General features: G+C 72.3%; 16 protein-coding genes and 2 riboswitches. Of the genes, 10 read left to right on the top strand and 6 right to left on the bottom strand.

The annotated features are described in order from the left end of the window. Positions 1-41: 41 nt before the first annotated feature. Positions 42-172, bottom strand: a riboswitch (FMN riboswitch). Positions 173-565: 393 nt separating this feature from the next. The 5 genes from ACZOOI_RS35010 (at position 566) to ACZOOI_RS34990 (ending at position 6,289) form a co-directional block, all read left to right on the top strand. Beyond that, entirely contained in the window at positions 566-787 is a 222-nt protein-coding gene (locus ACZOOI_RS35010; RefSeq protein ID WP_465283591.1) for a hypothetical protein, read from the top strand. A 226-nt stretch (positions 788-1,013) separates the two neighbouring features. Next, positions 1,014-2,117 (top strand): carboxylate-amine ligase, encoded by a 1,104-nt coding sequence (locus ACZOOI_RS35005; RefSeq protein WP_465283590.1) that lies wholly within the window; start codon positions 1,014-1,016, stop codon positions 2,115-2,117. Between the two features lie 156 nt (positions 2,118-2,273). Beyond that, positions 2,274-5,018, top strand: a complete 2,745-nt coding sequence (lanL, locus tag ACZOOI_RS35000) for a class IV lanthionine synthetase LanL (RefSeq protein ID WP_465284103.1) — start codon at positions 2,274-2,276, stop codon at positions 5,016-5,018. Continuing rightward, a complete protein-coding gene (locus ACZOOI_RS34995) occupies positions 4,972-5,106 on the top strand; it encodes a hypothetical protein (protein WP_391583823.1) in 135 nt (44 codons plus the stop codon). The genes lanL and ACZOOI_RS34995 overlap by 47 nt, the downstream gene beginning before the upstream one ends. Positions 5,107-5,188: 82 nt before the next feature. Next, positions 5,189-6,289 (top strand): lanthionine synthetase LanC family protein, encoded by a 1,101-nt coding sequence (locus ACZOOI_RS34990; RefSeq protein WP_465283589.1) that lies wholly within the window; start codon positions 5,189-5,191, stop codon positions 6,287-6,289. 77 nt (positions 6,290-6,366) lie between these two features. Here the strand turns inward: ACZOOI_RS34990 and ACZOOI_RS34985 are convergent, their stop codons facing one another. From ACZOOI_RS34985 to ACZOOI_RS34970, 4 genes are all read right to left on the bottom strand, one after another. Next, a complete protein-coding gene (locus ACZOOI_RS34985; RefSeq protein WP_396006330.1) occupies positions 6,367-6,678 on the bottom strand; it encodes an NIPSNAP family protein in 312 nt (103 codons plus the stop codon). Between the two features lie 91 nt (positions 6,679-6,769). After that, positions 6,770-8,413, bottom strand: a complete 1,644-nt coding sequence (locus ACZOOI_RS34980) for a GMC oxidoreductase (RefSeq protein WP_465283588.1) — start codon at positions 8,411-8,413, stop codon at positions 6,770-6,772. Between the two features lie 315 nt (positions 8,414-8,728). After that, on the bottom strand, positions 8,729-9,244 hold the full coding sequence (locus ACZOOI_RS34975) for a GNAT family N-acetyltransferase (RefSeq protein ID WP_465283587.1): 516 nt from the start codon (positions 9,242-9,244) through the stop codon (positions 8,729-8,731). 289 nt (positions 9,245-9,533) lie between these two features. Beyond that, the gene (locus ACZOOI_RS34970) at positions 9,534-10,043 is read right to left on the bottom strand and encodes a GNAT family N-acetyltransferase (RefSeq protein WP_465283586.1); all 510 of its coding nucleotides are present in this window, start codon (positions 10,041-10,043) and stop codon (positions 9,534-9,536) included. A 458-nt stretch (positions 10,044-10,501) separates the two neighbouring features. Here ACZOOI_RS34970 and ACZOOI_RS34965 point away from each other — a divergent pair, with 458 nt between their 5' ends. The 3 genes from ACZOOI_RS34965 to ACZOOI_RS34955 all read left to right on the top strand — a co-directional run bounded on the left by ACZOOI_RS34965 (position 10,502) and on the right by ACZOOI_RS34955 (position 14,471). Next, positions 10,502-12,493 (top strand): GTP-binding protein, encoded by a 1,992-nt coding sequence (locus ACZOOI_RS34965; RefSeq protein WP_465283585.1) that lies wholly within the window; start codon positions 10,502-10,504, stop codon positions 12,491-12,493. Positions 12,494-13,206: 713 nt separating this feature from the next. Next, the gene (locus ACZOOI_RS34960; protein ID WP_465283584.1) at positions 13,207-14,055 is read left to right on the top strand and encodes an SMP-30/gluconolactonase/LRE family protein; all 849 of its coding nucleotides are present in this window, start codon (positions 13,207-13,209) and stop codon (positions 14,053-14,055) included. 92 nt (positions 14,056-14,147) lie between these two features. Then, positions 14,148-14,471 (top strand): putative quinol monooxygenase, encoded by a 324-nt coding sequence (locus ACZOOI_RS34955; RefSeq protein WP_465283583.1) that lies wholly within the window; start codon positions 14,148-14,150, stop codon positions 14,469-14,471. A 169-nt stretch (positions 14,472-14,640) separates the two neighbouring features. On the opposite strand, the gene ACZOOI_RS34950 is transcribed toward ACZOOI_RS34955, so the two are convergent. Next, complete coding sequence (locus ACZOOI_RS34950; protein ID WP_465283582.1) at positions 14,641-14,955, bottom strand: DMT family transporter; 315 nt, start codon at positions 14,953-14,955, stop codon at positions 14,641-14,643. Between the two features lie 14 nt (positions 14,956-14,969). Then, positions 14,970-15,032: riboswitch (guanidine-III (ykkC-III) riboswitch) on the bottom strand. 212 nt (positions 15,033-15,244) lie between these two features. On the opposite strand from ACZOOI_RS34950, the gene ACZOOI_RS34945 reads away from it, so the two are divergent. Continuing rightward, the gene (locus ACZOOI_RS34945; protein WP_465283581.1) at positions 15,245-15,394 is read left to right on the top strand and encodes a hypothetical protein; all 150 of its coding nucleotides are present in this window, start codon (positions 15,245-15,247) and stop codon (positions 15,392-15,394) included. Next, entirely contained in the window at positions 15,391-15,999 is a 609-nt protein-coding gene (locus ACZOOI_RS34940; RefSeq protein WP_465283580.1) for a hypothetical protein, read from the top strand. Before ACZOOI_RS34945 ends, ACZOOI_RS34940 begins: the two co-directional genes overlap by 4 nt. Before the next feature lie 43 nt (positions 16,000-16,042). Here the strand turns inward: ACZOOI_RS34940 and ACZOOI_RS34935 are convergent, their stop codons facing one another. Then, positions 16,043-17,416: a cytochrome P450 gene (locus tag ACZOOI_RS34935; protein ID WP_465283579.1), complete on the bottom strand. Its 1,374-nt coding sequence runs from the start codon at positions 17,414-17,416 to the stop codon at positions 16,043-16,045. Positions 17,417-17,466 lie beyond the last annotated feature (50 nt).

Here is a 17,466-nt window from a genome sequence, read left to right as displayed (position 1 = left end):
CCGCGCTCGGGCAGCGCCCGACCGCGGGAATCGACGTGTCGCCGCGCACTGCCTTCCATCCGGACTTTCACCGTCGGTCCCGGAGTTTCACCGGGTCAACCGGCCGCCGGCTGCGGTCGGGTCGCGGACTGTCACCGCCGGTTCGGAATTGCACCGACCCCGGAGCGCGCGAACACTCACGGTGAGTCTTCCACGGTCGACGGCCGCACCGATACGTGTCCCGTATCACCAGCCTCCGGCCCCGTCGCCCGGACCGACCGACGGGTCGGTTGTTTCGGGCGGCCGCGGAAGTCGTACCCGCCCCGGGAATCGGGCGGCTGCGCGGCCCTCCCTACTTCCACGGCCCGCCGGAGCCGCCCGCGTCGGCCAGGTCGGAGCACCGTATGCGAGCACCGCCCGACGCCGGGCGTCACCCGCGCGGCCCAGGGGCCCGACCGGGGATTCTCCCTGCTCGGGCGCCCTCGGACGCCGGATCGACCCGGGACCGGCGGCCCCTGGGAGTGCAGGGTGGGCCGGCAGCGGATTACATGGTGAGGTCGATGGATCTCACGACACGGGAGCGGACATGCACGTGATGAGAGCGGTCCAGGACGCACAGAGCGTGGTGTGGCACGCGATGGAGAGCGAGGACGTCGCGTTGTGCGGCGTGACTCTGCCGCCCGGTCGGGACGTGGACGGCACCCGCCGAAGGGAGACGTTCTGCGTCCCCTGTATGAGCGAGGTCGAGCGGACCATGCACCCCGTCGACAGTTCCGACGACCGCGCGGACGAGGGGACACCGGTCTGACCCGTGACAAGCCCTGGGGGCGCCGCGCCGGCGGCGCCCCCAGGCATGATGCGGACCGAACGTTCTCGGGCCGGTGGTGCGCCGCGGGCGGGCGCCCCGTCGATGGACACGGTTCCAAGGAGTGCGCGATGGTGCGTGCGATTCCGGGGCGCGCGGTGGCCCCCGTACCGCGTTCGACAGGCCGCGGATCCGCGTTCGGCGCGGGCACCGTGGTCGGTGTCCGGGCGTGATCACCTTCGGGGTCGAGGAGGAGTACCTCCTCGTGAATCCCGCCGACGGCCGCCCGATGCCGGTCGCCGAGGCGGTCCGGGCGGCGGTGGACCTGCAGCCGGCGGTGTCCGGCGGCGAGGTCCAGCCCGAGTTGTTGCAGGTGCAGGTCGAGGTGGCGACGCCGGTGTGCGCGACCCTCGACGAGGTCGGCGGGCACCTGCTGCGGCTGCGCCACTCGGTGGCCGTGGCGGCCGAACAGGCGGGATGCCGGCTCGTCGCCTCGGGTACCGCACCCTTCGGCCCCGACACCCCGATCGGAATCACCGACGACGCGCGCTATCGCCTGCTGCACTCGGACGCCCCGCGCCTGGTCGACGAGATGTTCATCAACGGTATGCACGTACACGTCGCCGTGCCCGACCGGGACGCGGGCGTGACCGTGCTCAATCGGCTGCGCCCCTGGTTGCCCCTACTGGTCGCGATGGCCGCGAACTCGCCGCTGTGGGAGGGCGGCGACACCGGCTTCGCGAGTTGGCGCACCATCGTCTTCGGCCGCTGGTCGATCACCGGGGTGCCGCCCCACTTCGTCGACGCGGCCGACTACGACCGCCGGATCGAGAATCTGCTGACCGCGGGCGTCCTGCGCGACCGGGCCAGGGTCTACTGGCAGGTCCGGCTCTCCGATCGCTACCCCACCGTCGAGATCCGTGCCATGGACGTGCAACTGCGGGCCGAGGACGCGGTGATGCTCGCCGGGCTGGTCCGGGCCCTGGTCACCCAGGTGCTGCGGGACGCGACGGCCGGGCAACTCTCGCCCCCACCCGCACCCGAGTTCGTCTCGGCGGCCCAGTGGCACGCCGCGCGGCACGGCCTGACCGATGCGCTGATCGACCCGCACGCACCGCGCCGGCTCAAGGCCGGTGAACTGGTGGGCCGGCTGATGGAGTACGTCGCCCCGGCGCTGGCGGACACCGGGGACGCCCGCCAGATCGACGCGCTGGTGCATCGACTGCTGCGGGAGGGAACGGGGGCCGATCGACAGCGGGAGGCATTCCGGCGCGGCGGCCGGGACGCGCTGCTGGGCCTGTTGGTGTCCGAGTCGATGTCCACGCACGGATGAACGCGCAGCGCGGTCCTCCCGGGCAAGTCGCGGCGGCGGGGCTCGGGCACGGCAGGGAGCGGCGCGGGTCGGGCGCGGAGTGCGTACGGCATTCGGGTGATATATCGGGGTCGGACTCTGGTCGGGACCCGGGCGCGGTGGGACGCTGGGCCGGTGATGTCGAGCTACCGGTTGTTGGTTGCACGGGTGTTGACCGAGACGAACCGCACCGACTCATGGCGGGTATGGCACGGCGATCCCTGGTGCATGGTGTCGCCTCCCGGGCACGTACGACGGCGCCAGGGTTGGAAGTTGCACCTGTCGGCCACCGCCCGATCCGCGCCGGACGTGTTGGAGCGCGCGGCCCGGGTTCTCGTCGCCCACGGCTGTGCGTTCAAGTTCGCGGCCGATCCGGACGTCGCCGCCGAGCTGAACGCGGTCCGGGCCGCCCGGGCCCGGTCCGGAAAATTCATCACCGCCTATCCGGCCGACGACGAGCAACTGGTGCTGCTCGCCGCCGAGTTGCATGCGGCGACCGAGGGTCTGCCGGGGCCGGCCATTCTCTCGGACCGGCGCTATCGGCCGGGCAGCGTGGTGCACTACCGGTTCGGCTGCTTCGCCCGCCCTCGCGAACTCAACGACGAGGGCTTCTACGAGGGCCGAGTGCAGGCACCCGACGGCACGTCGGAGCCGGACCGCCGCGAGGCCTGGTTCTCCCCGCCGCCCTGGGCGGTGGACCCGCTGGCCGTGCCGGGCCCGCGGCACTTCGGGCGGCGGCGCGGCGACTCGGTCCTGCTCGCGGGCCGCTATCGGGTCCGCGAGGCGATCCGGCATTCCAACCGGGGCGGGGTCTACCGGGCACGCGACGAGCGCACCGGCGAACAGGTCCTGATCAAGGAGGCCCGTCCGCACGTCGGAGCCGGGCCCGACGGGCGCGACGCCCGGGACTGGTTGCGGCACGAGGCACAGGTGTTGACCCGCCTCGCGCCGCGCCGGATCGCACCCGAGCCGCGCGAGGTGTTCGACAGCGGCGGGCACGTCTTCCTGGTCGAGGAGCTGATCGAGGGCATCAGCCTGACCCGATGGACCGCGGACCGACTGGAGCGCCGACACGGCGACGACGGCCGGATCCCGGTCGCGGCAGGTTGGGAACTGGCCCGCGAACTCACCCGGTTGCTGGCCAGGGTGCACGCCGAGTCGCTGGTGCTGCGGGACTTCAAGCCGGGCAACGTGATGATGACGCCCAAGGACTGCCCGATGCTGGTGGACCTGGAGAGCGCGGTCGCGGTCGGGAGCAGGGTTCCGGTGGTCGGCACCCGCGGCTTCACCGCTCCCGAATACCTGGGCGCGGCCGGATCCGAACGGGCCGCCCCGGCGGCGGACTTCGCGGCGGACTGCTTCAGTCTGGGCGCCACCCTGCTCCAGGTCGGCGCCGGGATCAACCCCGTGCTGGCCGCCGAGAGCGCACCCGCGCGGCCCGTCGGCGAGCGGATCGCCGCGATCGTCGCAGCCGCCGCGCCCGCGTTGCCGATGTTGCGGGCCCTGGCCCCGTTGATCGTCGGGCTCACCGGCGAGGTCGCCCGGCGATGGACGCTGGAACAGGCCGCCGACTTCCTGCGGGCGGAACCCGACCCGACCCGACCGCTCGGGATCCGGCCGCCCGTCCCGGCCGATCCCGACCGCCTGCTGACGGACGGGCCGGCCCACCTGGCGGACACGATGGACCCGGACGCCGAGTATCTTTGGCCCGCCCCGCGCTCGTTGCCGGACGGCGATCCGTGCAACGTGCAACTCGGCGCGGCCGGTGTGCTCGCGGTGTTGGACCGGGCCGTGCGGTGCGGCCGGCGCGACGCGGAGCCGGCGCTGCGCACCGCCGCGTGCTGGCTCGATCGCCGGTTGACCCGACCGGACCGGGTGCTGCCCGGGCTGTACTTCGGGCGCTCCGGCACGGCGTGGGCGCTGTACGAGGCGGCCCGAACGCTGGCCGACGACGCGTTGGCGGAGCGCGCGGTGGCCTACGCCCTGGCCATCCCGCTGACCGGCACCAACCCCGACGTGTGCCATGGCCTGGCCGGGGCGGGCACGGCCCAGTTGCACCTGTGGCACGCCACCGGTGACCGGCGGTTCGCCGAGCGGGCCGGGCAGTGCGCGGACGCCGTGCTGCGATTGCTCGCGACCGCCGAGGGCGGGGTGGACTGGCCGGTGGGTCCCGAAGCGCGCGCCGAGTTGGCCGGATCGGCGCTGTACGGTTTCGGCCACGGAGTGGCCGGCAACGCGACGTTCCTGCTGTCGGCGGGCCGGGACCTGGACCGGCCCGAGCTGATCGACATCGCGGTCGGCGGTGCGCACGCGCTCGCGGCGGTCGCCGATCGGCGCGGGGGCGTGGTGATGTGGCCGAAGGGCCCCGGGCGTACCGAGCGACCGGGACTGGACTTCTGGTGCAACGGCACATCCGGCGTCGGCACGTTCCTAATCCGGCTGTGGCAGGTCACCGGCACAGAGCGCTGGCTGGACCTGGCCGAGGGGGCGGCACGCGCGGTGTACGCGGATCGCTGGCGGATCGGGCCCGGCTCGTGCCATGGCGTGGCCGGCAACGCCGAGTTGCTGCTCGATCTGTACGCGGCCACCGGGGACGAGCGGCACCGGTCCCGGGCGCACGAACTCGGCGGCTGCATCGCGGTGCGCGCCGCCCACCGGCACGGCCGATGGCTCGTCCCGGACGACACGATGCGCGAGATGTGCGCCGCGTACGGCGTCGGGATGGCCGGCGTGTTGGATTTCCTGCTCCGCCTGGTACACGGCGGACCTCGTTCGTGGCTGGTCGACCGGCCGGCCACCGGGCACGACCAAGACCCCCGGAAAGGGGAGATGAGGCATGGAGAGCTCCGTTCTGGAACTTCAGGAACTGCCGGAGACCGATGAACAGCAGGACCTCGAACCGATGATGTGTTGCGACACCGGTCACCACAGCTACGAGTGGACCGACCTGTGCGTGGCGGCACTCGACTGATCGACTGTCAGGGGTTTCGTGCGGGTGGCCCGGCCACCCGCACGGAACGTCCGGTGGTCCCCGGGCATCGACGGGGCTCTCAGTGGTGAAGCCACGTGCCGGGTCCGACGTGTGGACGTCGGCGGTGTCGGGGCCGATCGCGGTCGCCGCGCTGGAGCGGGTCGCGCTGCTGGCCGGGCGACCGGCGGCCACGCCGCGACGGGTGCGGCACGACCTGGGCGGCGGGGGTGCCGGGTTGGCCGTGGTGTGCCGGCAGTTGGATCGGTGGCGGCCCGGTCGGGGGTGGGACGCGATGGCCGAGAGCTGGTTGGCGGCGGCGGACGCGGGCGCCGACCGGCCGCAGGTCACCGCGTCCGGTCTGTTCGGCGGCCTGGGCGGCCCGGTGTTCGCCGGCTGGGTGCTCGGACACGAGCGGCCGATGGCCGCGGCGGCCGGACGGTCCGGCGGCGAGCCGTGCGGCGGGCGCGAACTCGACCTGATCTCCGGCCTCACCGGGACCTGTACGAACCTGCTGGGTCGCGCCGCCGAGCCCGCCGCCGGGGCGGCGCTGCGCGCGGGGCTCGCCGTGTTGTGCCGGTCCGCCGAGCCGGGGGAGTGGGCGGAACCGGGTCTTGCGCACGGCATCGCCGGTCCGCTGGCCCTGCTGTCGCTGGCGCACGCCGCGGACGTGCGGGTGAGTGGACAGCGCGCCGCGATCGAGCGCATGGCCGGCCTGCTCGGCGAGTACCGGCGGGACGACGCGTGGGGGCCCGACTGGTCGGCCGGCAGCGCCGACGCCCGCTCCGTACACGGCTCCTGGTGTGCGGGTGCGCCCGGCATCGCGCGGGCGCTGTGGTTGGCCGGGAATGCCCTGGACGACGCCGCGATGCGCACCCTGGCGGTCGACGCGCTGGTGGCCGTGCTTGCCCGGCCGACCCGGCAGCGGTTGGTCGACCGGGCGCCGGGCCTTTGTCACGGACTCGCCGGGCTGCTCCAGATCACCGTGCGTTTCGCGCACGACACGGGCGACGCGATGCTGCGGGCCGCGGCCACGCGGCTGACCGAGGAACTGCTCGTGCGCCACCCGACGCCCGCAGACGCGGGCCCGGGCCTGCTGGAGGGTGCCGGCGGGGTGATCCTCGCGTTGCTGGCCGCCACCACGGCGACACCGCCACTGTGGGACCGGGCCTTGCTGCTCGGATAGGGCGTGTCACCGATTCGCCGCCGAGCACCACGACGCGGGATCGACGACACGCTCCGGGGGCCCGGTGCCCGGTGGGTTCAGGAACCGTTGTCGAGGGGGCGGAGGAAGCGGCGTTCGTAGCGCTTGATGCAGCCGGTGTCGCGGGCCAGTCGGATGGCCGCCTGGCAGTCGGGGTCGGTGGCGCTGTCGGTGCGGTACTGCTCGTACGTGGCGAAACTGGGGAAGGAGAAGAGCGCGTAGGCGATGTCGCTGTCGCCCTCGCTGGGCAGGAAGTAGCCGTGGTGCGTGCCGCCGAAGCGGTTGACCAGGCCCACCCAGCGGCGACCGTACTCCTCGAAGTCGGCCAGCTTGTCGGCGTCGATCTCGTACTTGAGATGAATGGTGATCACGCCCACATGATGCAGTGTCGCGACTCGCGCCGCGAGCACGGCCCGGGGGCCGCCGACCCGGTGCGGGGTCGGCGACCCGATCGGGGCGGGGTCACAGGTCGGTGGCGATGATCTTCTCGATGTTGCGTTCGGCGAGGGCGGTGATGGTGACGAAGGGGTTGACGCTGGTGTTTCCCGGGATCAGTGCGCCGTCGATCACGTACAGGCCGGAATATCCGTGCAGACGCCCGTAGTTGTCGGTGGCCTTGGTCAACACCGCGCCGCCGAGCGGGTGGTACGTGAGGTGGTCGCCCCAGATCTTGTACGCGCCGAAGAGGTCGGTCCGATAGATCGTCCCCTCCTTCGCGTTGATCTTGTCGAAGATGGTCTTGGCCATGTCGATCGAGGGCTGCTTCCAGGCGGCCTGCCAGTTCAGCTCGACCTTGCCGGTCGCGGCGTTCCAGGAGAACCGGGCCCGGTTGGGGTTCTTGGTGATCGACAGGTAGAACGAGGCGTAGGTCTCGATGCCGGTGGGCAGCGGGGCGACCTCGGCGAACGCGCCGCCGGCGTTCCAGTTGTCGATGCCGCCGGTGGGAATGGACGCCTGGAGGGAACCGGTGGGATCCCACATGTGGTTGGCGCGCCCGCACATCACGTTGCCGTTGTCCCCCCAGCCCTGGCCGATCTCGGCGTTGAGGTTGGGCAGCGCGCCGGTGGCCTTGAGCCGGACCAGCAGTTTGCTGGTGCCGACGCTGCCGGCGGCGAAGAAGACCTTGTCGGCGGTGACGGTCTTGGTGAGCGTGGTGGCGCCGGTGGTGTCGATCTGGTCGATCGTCACGGTGTAGCCGCCGCCGGCCGCGGGGGAGACCGAAGTGACCTTGTGCAGCGCGGAGATGGTGACCCGACCGGTCTCCTTGATGCGGGCGAGGTAGGTCTTCTGCAGCGACTTCTTGCCGTAGTTGTTGCCGTAGAGGATCTCGCCGGCCAGCGCGGACTTGGGGACGGCGCCGGCGGCCTCCTGCTTCATGTAGTCCCAGTCGTACACGGTGGGTACGAAGACGAACGGGAAGCCGGCGCGCTGGGCATGCTTGCGGCCGACTCGGGCGTATTGGTAACAGGCGGTGCTCTCGAACCAGGCCGGGTCGATGGTGGCCGCCCCGAGCCCGGCGTTGGCGCGCGGGTAGTAAGTGTTGTACATCTCGTCGGCGTCGACCGAGGGGAGGATGGCGCCGAAGTTCTCCCGCTTGGGCGTGACCGCCATGCCGCCGTTGACCAGTGAGCCGCCGCCGACGCCTCGGCCCTGGTAGACGGTGATGCCGGCGAACTCCTCGGCGTCCAGGATGCCGGTGTACTTGGGGATGGCCCGGTCGATCGGGAAGCCGAGGAAATTGCTCAGCGGCTGCTTGGTCTTGGTGCGGAGCCAGAAGGAACGGGCGTCGGGAGAGGTGGTGTTGGCGAAGATCTTGCCGTCCGGGCCGGGGGTGTCCCAGGACATGCCCATCTCGATCATGTGTACGTCGACGCCGGCCTGGGCCAGTCGCAGTGCGGCGACGGAGCCGCCGTAGCCGGTGCCGATCACCAGGGCCGGCACGTGTGCCCCGGCGGGAATCGAGGCGGCCGAGGGAGCCGCCGTCGGCTGGGCTGCGGAGGCGCGGCCGGCCACGGCCGCGACGCCCAGGATGGAACCTGTTCCAGCAATGAAAGTGCGGCGCGAGAAACCCTTGAAACCGTTACGGTGCATGGCGGAATCGCTCATGTGACGTTCCTCACTCTGGGACGGAGTGGGAACAAGTTCTAGGCGTGAATGCGTGACAAGTCACGGCATACTCGTGAGTAACTTGCTATTGGGGTAAGGGAGTTGCTCGCGGATTGCGGAGCGTCGGTGTGCGGTCACGGAAACGACCCCGAAACATCCGACTCGTTGTCCGGAAGCGGGGTGGGACGGGTCGAGTCGGGGCCTGCGTTCGACCGCTCGCGGGACGCGGATCCGGGTGGAGCCGGGTGCGGGGGACGCTCGGGTTCGCTCGTCCCCCGCGCGGGCGCGCTGCGCTGCGATACGGCCGCCGATCGGCTACGACTGCCGGGAGTTCGGTCGCCACTCCAGCAACCGGCCGGGCCAGGGCGGCTGTCCGGGTCGGTCCACGAAGAAGGTCGCGGCGGGAGTGAAGCCCAGCGCTTCGTACTGCCGGACGAGGGCGCCGTCGCCGCCGGCATAGCAGTCCACCCGGACCAGGCCGGCGTCCCGGACGGCCGCCTCGCGGCGCACGTCCTGGATCAGCGCGGCGCCCACCCCCGCTCCGGCGAAACGGCGGTCGGTGACCAGCAGGTTGACGAACCACTCGGGTTCGTCGACCGCGGGGACATAGGCGGAGGGCGTGTCCGAGGCGACGCAGACACCGGCGGGCTCGCCGTCGACCTCGGCCAGCCGAACGTGCCCGTCGCGCAGGACCGTCTCCACGCGGTCCACGGCCTCGGGGCGGGTGGACCACGGCTCGGTGCCCCATTGGCCCTCGCGGCCGTGGGCGACCAGCCAGGCCACCGCGCGGTCGAGCATGCCCAGGACGATCGGCAGGACGGTGGTGTCCACGGTGCGTATGTGTATGTGACGTGATGCGCGGATGTCGTGTTCCCCGGTGATACCGGACCTCCTGCTCCTCGACCCGGTCACCGGACGTGGCCGACCGGGCACGACCGTGCGCCCCGCGGATGCCCGACGCCCGAGGATCGTCGCAGGCCGAGGCAGGTTCCGGCGAGGGCCGCCGGTCGCGGAGGGCGGCGCGGTTGTGCTTGTGGGGTCGTCGGCGCGGTTGCGCTCGGGCCCGCAGGTGCGACCGCGCGGGCCCGGAGGTGGCGCCGCGGTACGACCGCGGGCGGGCTCAGGACGGTGATGGGCCGCCGGGCTCCGCATGCAGGGGTCGGACGAAGCGCAGGGCCGGGCGGCCGTTGAGGTCGAGTTCGCCGGTGGGGCTGAAGCCGGTTCGGGCCAGGACCGTTCGGGAGCCGGTGTTGTCGAGGGTGGTGACAGCGCGCAGGGTGGCCAGGCCGTATTCCGTGCGGGCGAGCGTGCAGATCTCGCGGACCGCGCTCGTGGCCAGTCCGCGGCCGGCGGCCCGTTCGGCGATCCGGTAGCCGAGTTCGGCCGCACCGTCCGCCACGTCGATCAGGTTGACCCGACCCAGGATTTCGCCGTCGGTGTCGACCAGGACATGGAAGTGGTGCAGCCCCGCGGCCTGTTCGGCGAGCAGCTCGTGGTGGCGTTCGGTGAAGTGCGCGAAGTAGTGGTCGCCTCGGTCGGAGATCGACGCGGCGAAGTAGGCCCTGTTCCGCTGCTCGAAATCGAGCAGGGCCGGAGCATGGTCGAGGCGCAGGCGCCGAAGCCGGGACATGGCCTCATGGTGGCATGTGATCCGGGCGACGGCACAGGTGGGACGGTGGTTGCAACGCGAGTTGCAACGCGAACCGCAACGGGAGCCGCAGCGGAGTATGGAACGGGAGAGGGTACGGGGGAAGGCGCGCGGGACGCTACGGAGGCGGCAGCGGCGCACGGTACGGGAGACGCGGCGCGGGCCGGAGCGCGCAACGCAGCGGCGGGTGGAACGGGAGCCGGCCCTCGGTGCGCCGCGCGAGGTCCGCGGTGCGCCGCGCGTGGTGTGCGGGTCGGCGTTCGGTGGGTGGCCTCGCCGACTCAGGGCGGGAATCCGGGCGTCCGCGGGGCGCGATGTTAGGGTCGGTGCGCATTGCATTGGACGAATCGACCTGGAGAGGAACCGGATCATGCCCCGAAAGACCAGCGGTCCCAACGGAGTTCGTCCCATCAATGCAGCCGCGGGAGCCACTGGCCGTCATGAACCATTTGAACATCGGGATCGTCGCGCATGTTGACGCCGGCAAGACCAGCCTGACCGAGCGTCTGCTGTTCGACGCGGGTGTGATCACCCGGATCGGCAGCGTCGACGCGGGCAGCACCCAGACCGACTCGCTCGAACTCGAACGCAGGCGTGGCATCACCATCCAGTCCGCCGTGGTGGCGTTTCGGATCGGCGACCTCCGGGTCAACGTGATCGACACGCCGGGCCACTCCGACTTCGTCTCCGAGGTCGAGCGGGCGTTGCGGGTGCTGGACGGCGCCGTGCTCGTGGTCTCCGCGGTCGAGGGTGTGCAGGCCCGAACGCGCGTACTGATCCGTTCACTTGCCCGTCTGCGCATTCCCGTCCTGGTATTCGTCAACAAGATCGACCGCCGCGGCGCACGCTATGACGACGTGCTCGAAGCGATCGCCGCCGAACTGGGCCCGAACTGCGTCGCGATGGGCTCGGTCGACGACATCGGCACCCCCGGCGCGCGTTTCACGCCGTTCACCGGCACCGACGCGCGGTTCACCGCCCGACTCGCGGAAACCTTCGCCGACCACGGCGACGCGTTCGTGGATTCCTATCTCGACGACCGGATCACCCTCACCGAGGCCGACTACCGGCGCGAGTTGACGCGTCACGTCGAACACGCCTGGGCCTACCCGGTGTTCTTCGGCTCCGCGATCACCGGCGAAGGCGTCGACCACCTGGTCCGCGGCATCGCCGAACTGCTGCCCCGAGTGGGCGCGGAGGCGGCCGAGGAGCCGTTGCGCGCGGTGGTGCTCAAGATCGAGCGCGGTCGCGCGGGGGAGAAGATCGCGTATGTCCGCACCCGGAGCGGCATCCTTCGCCCGCGTACGGAGGTCACCCTCCATCGCCGCGACCACGCGGGCGCGGTGGTCGAGCTGACCGGGCGAACCTCCACGATCCAGGTGTTCGACGAGGGCACCCGGCTGCGGGACGCGGACGCGACCGCGGGCACGATCGCCAAGGTCCGGGGCCTGGCGCAGGCGCGCGTGGGCGACCAACTCGGGTCCGCCGACGGGCTGCCCACCCGGGGCCTGTTCGCCCCGCCCACCCTGGAGTCGCAGGTGACGCCGGAGAGCCCCCGGCAGCGGCCCGCGCTCTACGCCGCACTGCAACGCATCGCCGAGCAGGATCCGATGATCGACGTGCGCGGGGACGAGCAGACCGGGGCGATCTCGGTGCGCCTGTACGGCGAGGTGCAGAAGGAGGTGATCGGCGCGACGTTGGCCGACACGTTCGGCCTCCGGGTCGTCTTCGAGGAATCCCGTCCGCTGTACTTCGAGAAGCCGGTCGGGGTGGGCGAGGCCGTGCGGGAGATCGCCGGCGACGGGGTGAACTTCTTCTGGGCGACCGTGGGCCTGCGGATCGAACCCGCGGCGCCCGGGGCCGGGATCGTCTTTCGGCTGGGTGTGCGGCTCGGCGGGTTGCCGCTCGCCTTCCACCGGGCGATCGAGGAGGCCGTGCACGGCACACTGCGCCAGGGCGTGCACGGCTGGGAGGTGCTGGACTGTGCGGTGACGCTCACCCGGACCGGCTACGCGAGTCCGATCAGCGCGGCGGGCGACTTCCGCAGCGTGACGCCCCTGGTGGTCGGCGAGGCGCTCAAGCAGGCCGGGACCCGGGTGTTCGAGCCGATCCACCGCTTCGAACTGGAGGCACCCGCGGCGGGCGCGGGCGCGGTCGTCGCACTGCTGACGGGTGCGCGGGCCATCCCCGAGGAGCAGTCCACGCGGGGGGACCGATGCCTGGTGCGGGGCACGATCCCGGCCGCCGAGGTGCACGGGGTCACCCGGCGGCTGCCGGAGGCGACCCGCGGCGAGGGGGTCCTGGTCAGCGAGTTCGACGGCCACCGGGCCTTCACCGGACACCCGATCCCGACCCGGCCGCACACGGGCCCCGATCCGTACGACCACGACCGCTACCTGCTCCACACCCTGGGTCGGGTCCCCGGCGCGTGAGATGCGGGTCGGCACCGGGCGGCGGTGGGCGACCACCCGCCGCCCGGTGCCCCGGCCGGTACGGGCCCGAAGCGTGTTCGGGCCCGTACCGGGCGACCTGCCCGACGACGTGCTCCAGGACCCGCGCTGGGTGCGGTCCGGGCACACCGAACGGGGCCGGGACGGGTGCCGTGGTCGGGCGAGCGGGCACCGTACGGATTCGGTGTGCCGGCCGGCGCGGCCCCGTGGCTGCCGCAGCCACGCGAGGGGCGCGAGTCGAGCGTCGAGGCGCAGTGGGACGACCCGGCGTCCACGTTGTCGCTGTACCGCTCCGCGCCGGCGATCCGGCGCACGCTACCCGGAGTTGGGCGACGGCGCCGGGCTGCGCCGGCTCGACGCGCCCGCGGGCACGCTGGTCTTCGGCCGCGGCCGATCGCTGGTCTGCGCGGTGAACCCTGGCCCGGAGCCGGTGCCAAGCGCCTGGCCTGAACGGCGCCCGGGCCCGTCATGCCCCGACCCGGCGCCGTGCTTCGTGTGCGTGGCGTGGGTCGGGGACCTCGGCGGTCGGCGTCGGGTGGTGCGGCCCCACAGCCGTGCTCGCCGGGCCGGGCGTGGCTCCGGGGGTAAGGGACCCGGCGACGATGAGTTTTCGGGTGCGCTCGGGTCTACCCATGAGGCGAAGGATCCGTCGTCGGCGGCGGTGGGCGCCTCGGGGTCGCGAAGGGTCGTGGCACATGTCCGAGTGGACCGTTCTGCGGGAGAACATCGTCTTCGGGGAGTCGGTGCGGTGGCATCGGGATCGGGTGTGGTTCTGTGACTGGGGTGCCCGGGAGATCGTCGCGGTCGGGCCCGACGGCGTCGGGGAGGTCGTGGTGGGGGTGCCGTTTCCGTCGATGCCGATGTGCATCGACTGGCTGCCGGACGGGCGCCTGCTGATCGTCTCGTCCGCCGAGGCGCGGGTGGTGAGCCTGGAGGCGGACGGATCGTTGGCCACCCACGCGAATCTGCGCGGGCTCGGGACCGGCTTCAACGAGATCGTGGTGCACGGGCGCGGCCATGCGTACGTCAACGCGATCGGGTTCGACATGGCGGCGGGCGAGCCGTTCCGGCCCGGGTTCGTCGCGCTGATCGGTGCGGACGGCTCGGCCCGCCGAGTGGCCGAGGACGTCGTCTTCCCCAACGGCATGGCGGTGACGTCGGACGGCTCGACGCTGATCGTCGCCGAGTCGTACGGCAACCGGCTCACCGCATTCGACATCGCACCCGACGGCGGGCTGTCGGGGCGCCGGGTGTGGGCGGACCTCGGCGACGGGGTTCCGGACGGAATCTGCGTCGATGCCGAGGGCGCCGTCTGGTACGCGGACGTGCCGAACAAGTGTTGTGTGCGCGTGCGCGAGGGCGGCGAGGTGTTGCGCAGGGTCGAGTCGGACCGGGGCTGCTTCTCCTGTGCGCTGGGCGGCGCCGACGGCGGGACGTTGTTCGTCGCCGCCACCGAATGGCGCGGCATGGACGACCCGACGGGCGGCCCGCGTACCGGTCGACTCGTCGCGGTGCCGGTGTCGGTGCCGGCGGCCGGCCGGTGAGTGCGGGCGGGTCGGCCCGGTGGGGCGGACGCGACCGTCGGGATCGGTTCGGGGCACCCCTGTGGGCACGTGTGATGACCTAGAGTTACCCAATGATTTTCATCGTGGTGAAGTTTCCGGTGAAGCCCGAGCACGCCGACGACTGGCCCGAACACGCTGCGGCGTTCACCGAGGCCACCCGGGGTGAACCGGGCAACCTGTGGTTCGAGTGGTCGCGCAGCCTGGAGGACCCGAACACCTACGTGCTGGTCGAGGCGTTCCGGGACGACGCGGGGGCGGCACACGTGAACTCCGACCACTTCAAGGCGGCCCTGGAGCGGTTCCGTCCACTGGTCCGGCACACGCCCGAGATCGTGAGCACGGTGATCCCGGACGCGAACGGGTGGAGTGCGATGGGTGAACTGCAGATCGACTGACCGAACCGGATCGGACCGGAGCTGGGTGGGCCTGGGTGGGCCGGGACGGGCCGGATCGCATCGGCCCGCCGGGTCGGCGGCCGACTCTCGCCGGAGCGACGCTCGACCGCCTGCCCGGTGGCGGCGCGGCCCGGCGCGGGATGGGGGTGCCGAGCACGCCGACGGACGCCTAGTGCAGGACCTTCAGGCCGACCACGCTGCCGACGATGCCGGCCAGCAGGAGCAGCTTGACGACGGAGAATGCCTCGCCCTCGAAGAGCATCGCGTAGGTGACGGTCAATACGGCACCGATGCCCACCCACACCGCGTAGCCGGTGCCGACCGGCAGGGTGCGCAGCGCGTACGCCAGGCCCGCCATGCTGGCGGTCAAGCCGACGCCGAAGACGACGGTCGGCACGATTTTGCTGAATCCGGCGGACTTGCCGAGTGCCGTCGCCCAGACGGCTTCCAGGACACCGGAGATGAGCAGGACGATCCAAGCCATGACAGGCACGCTCCCTGACACCGTCTTGTCTCAACCGGGTACGGCGTGCCTCGTCCGGGAGCCGGTTCGGGCTCCGTGAATCACTCTCGCACGCCCCTCTCGGCGCACACAATTCGGGCATCGTCCACCCTCCGGACGATCGATTTCGGTGGTGTGGGTCACCGCGTGGCCGCCGCCCGCGCGGCGACCCGGTCGACGCCGATCACCTTCCGCCGGCGATGCCGGCCCCGAGGATCCGCACATATCCGAAATCGATGGCCATCAGCCCGGTTCGTCGCGATCAAACCCGGTGATCGCCACCAAGGTCGGCCCGTGCCGGGACGCGGCGGGCCACGACCCGGTCTCCAACGTGGCCGCCGGCGCGCTGCGTCCGACCGCGGCCGGCCTGGCGACCCTGGACGACCTGCACCAGCGCTCCCCGCTACCGTCGTCGGCATGAACTCCGACCCCGCCAAGCACCTCGACCCGCTGCCCGGACGGAGCGGCCACGTGGCCGGCATCGAGTCGCTCGTCCTCGACGGGCACCGGTACTTCTTCGGCTTCGACGGCCGGAGCGACATGGTCGTCTCGCCGCTGATCGACGACCCGGACACGATGGCGGCGTTCGCGAGCGAGCACATCCGGCAGACCGACGGACGGCACGAACCCGACTACTGGGCGGACCTGGTGGCGTGGGCGGTGCACGGCTCGGACCTGGTGGCAAAGGACGCGGACCGGGAGTTCGACACGGCCCGACTGCGTGCCGAACTACCGCTGCCCGGCAGCCATGTGCTGTACCTGCTCGACGCGGCCGCCGGATGGGACGAGTCGTTGTCGAAGCCCGCGGAGGTGGAACAGGCGTACGCACGACTGGGGTTCGACGAGGAGGACCAGGTCGAGGCCCTGGACCACGCCCTGGAGGTCGTCCGGGCACACGGTGCGCCGGCGCGGCCGGACGAGTGGACGGTGGTCCGGTTCCATCTCGGCTCCGCGGTGCGGCGCGTGCCGGGCAACTGGACGCTGCTGTTCGACCCGGTGGGGGAGTGCGTCGCCGCCCACGGCTGAGCGGTGGATCCGGATCCGGTCCGGGAGTTCGGGTGTGGCCGAGTCAGCGGCGGATCAGGTGCATCGGCAGGGCACGCGGGGTCAGCACGCTGCGTGGGACGGCGCGGACCGGAGCGGCGGAGGCCGGTCGCAATCGCCAGCGGGACGCGATCGAGGCCAGTGCGAGAGTGGCCTCGGTCAGCGCGAAGGTGTCGCCGATGCACTTGTGCGGACCGCTGCCGAAGGGCACGAACGAACTGCGCGACCAGGTCCCCGGCCCGATGCCGTCCGCGTGTTCGCGTTCCGGCCGAAACCGGTCCGGCTCGGCGTGGAACCAGGGGTGGCGGTGCAGGATGTACGGGCTGAACACGAGTGTGCTGCCCGCGTCCAGTCGCCGGCCCGCCACCTCGATCTCGCGTGTGGCGGTGCGCGGGAGCACCCAGGCCGGCGGGTACAGGCGCAGCGTTTCGCGGATCACCCGGCCGGTCCAGGGCAGCCGGGGCAGGTCGTCCGGGCCGGCCGCGCGTCCGCCGAGCACGATATCGACCTCGGCGTGCAGGGCTTCCTCGGCTTCGGGGTGGGCGGTGATCAGGTGCAGTGCCCAGGCCAGTGCGGACGACGTGGTCTCGGCGCCGGCCAGGATCAACACGGCGACCTGGTCGTGCAGTTCCGCCTCGGTCATCGCCCCGCCCGCCTCGTCCCGGGCGGCGAGCAGCCGGCCGAGCAGATCCCGGTCGTCGGGGTCGGCGGCGCGGCGCGCGGCGATGATCCGCGTCACGTGCGCCCGCCAGGTGGCCAGGCCCCGGGTGTAGCGCCGGGCGCCCGGGGTGGGCAGGGAGTCGACGGCGGGCAGCAGGGCGCGCAGGTAGACCCCCTTGAGGAAGGTGTCCAGGCTGTCGCGCAGTTCGGCGATGTCACGATCGGCGATACCGGCGCCGAAGAGGGTACGCACGGCCACCGTTGTGGTCAGCGCGAACATCTCGTCGACCATGTCGACCACCCGGCCCGGCCGCCAGCGATCCAGCGCGGCGCCGATCTCGCGCCGCATCGCTTCGGCGTAGCCGGGCAGGTGCTCGGTGCGGAACGCGGGCTGCATCATCAGCCGTTGCCGGCGATGGTCACCGTGCGGACATGTGGCCAGGCCGTTGCCCAGCGCGGCGCGCGAACCCTCGTAGAGCGGTCCGACGCGGTCGAAGGTGCGACCGTCGGCCATGACGTGCCGGGCGAGTTCGGGATGGCACAGCACGAAGGCCGGGCGCGGGCCGAGCCGGATCTCCACCAGATCACCGTGTGCGGGCAGCGAGCCGAGGAAGCGCAGCGGTGCGCGGAGCAGGTGCGGGAGGTGGCCCAGCCCGGGCCACGCGCCGGGGGCCCGGCCGGCGCGGGCCGCCGATCCGGGCGGGGTCGACGACGGGCGTGGCGGATGTGCGGTCGTCATGGGTCGCTCCCTCGCCTGCCGCGCGGCGCCGATTCGCCGGCCGGCGCCGT

This window comes from Embleya sp. L77 (assembly GCF_055557415.1).
The sequence above is the reverse complement of the archived record's forward strand: the minus strand, read 5'-3'. Positions and strand labels throughout refer to the sequence as shown.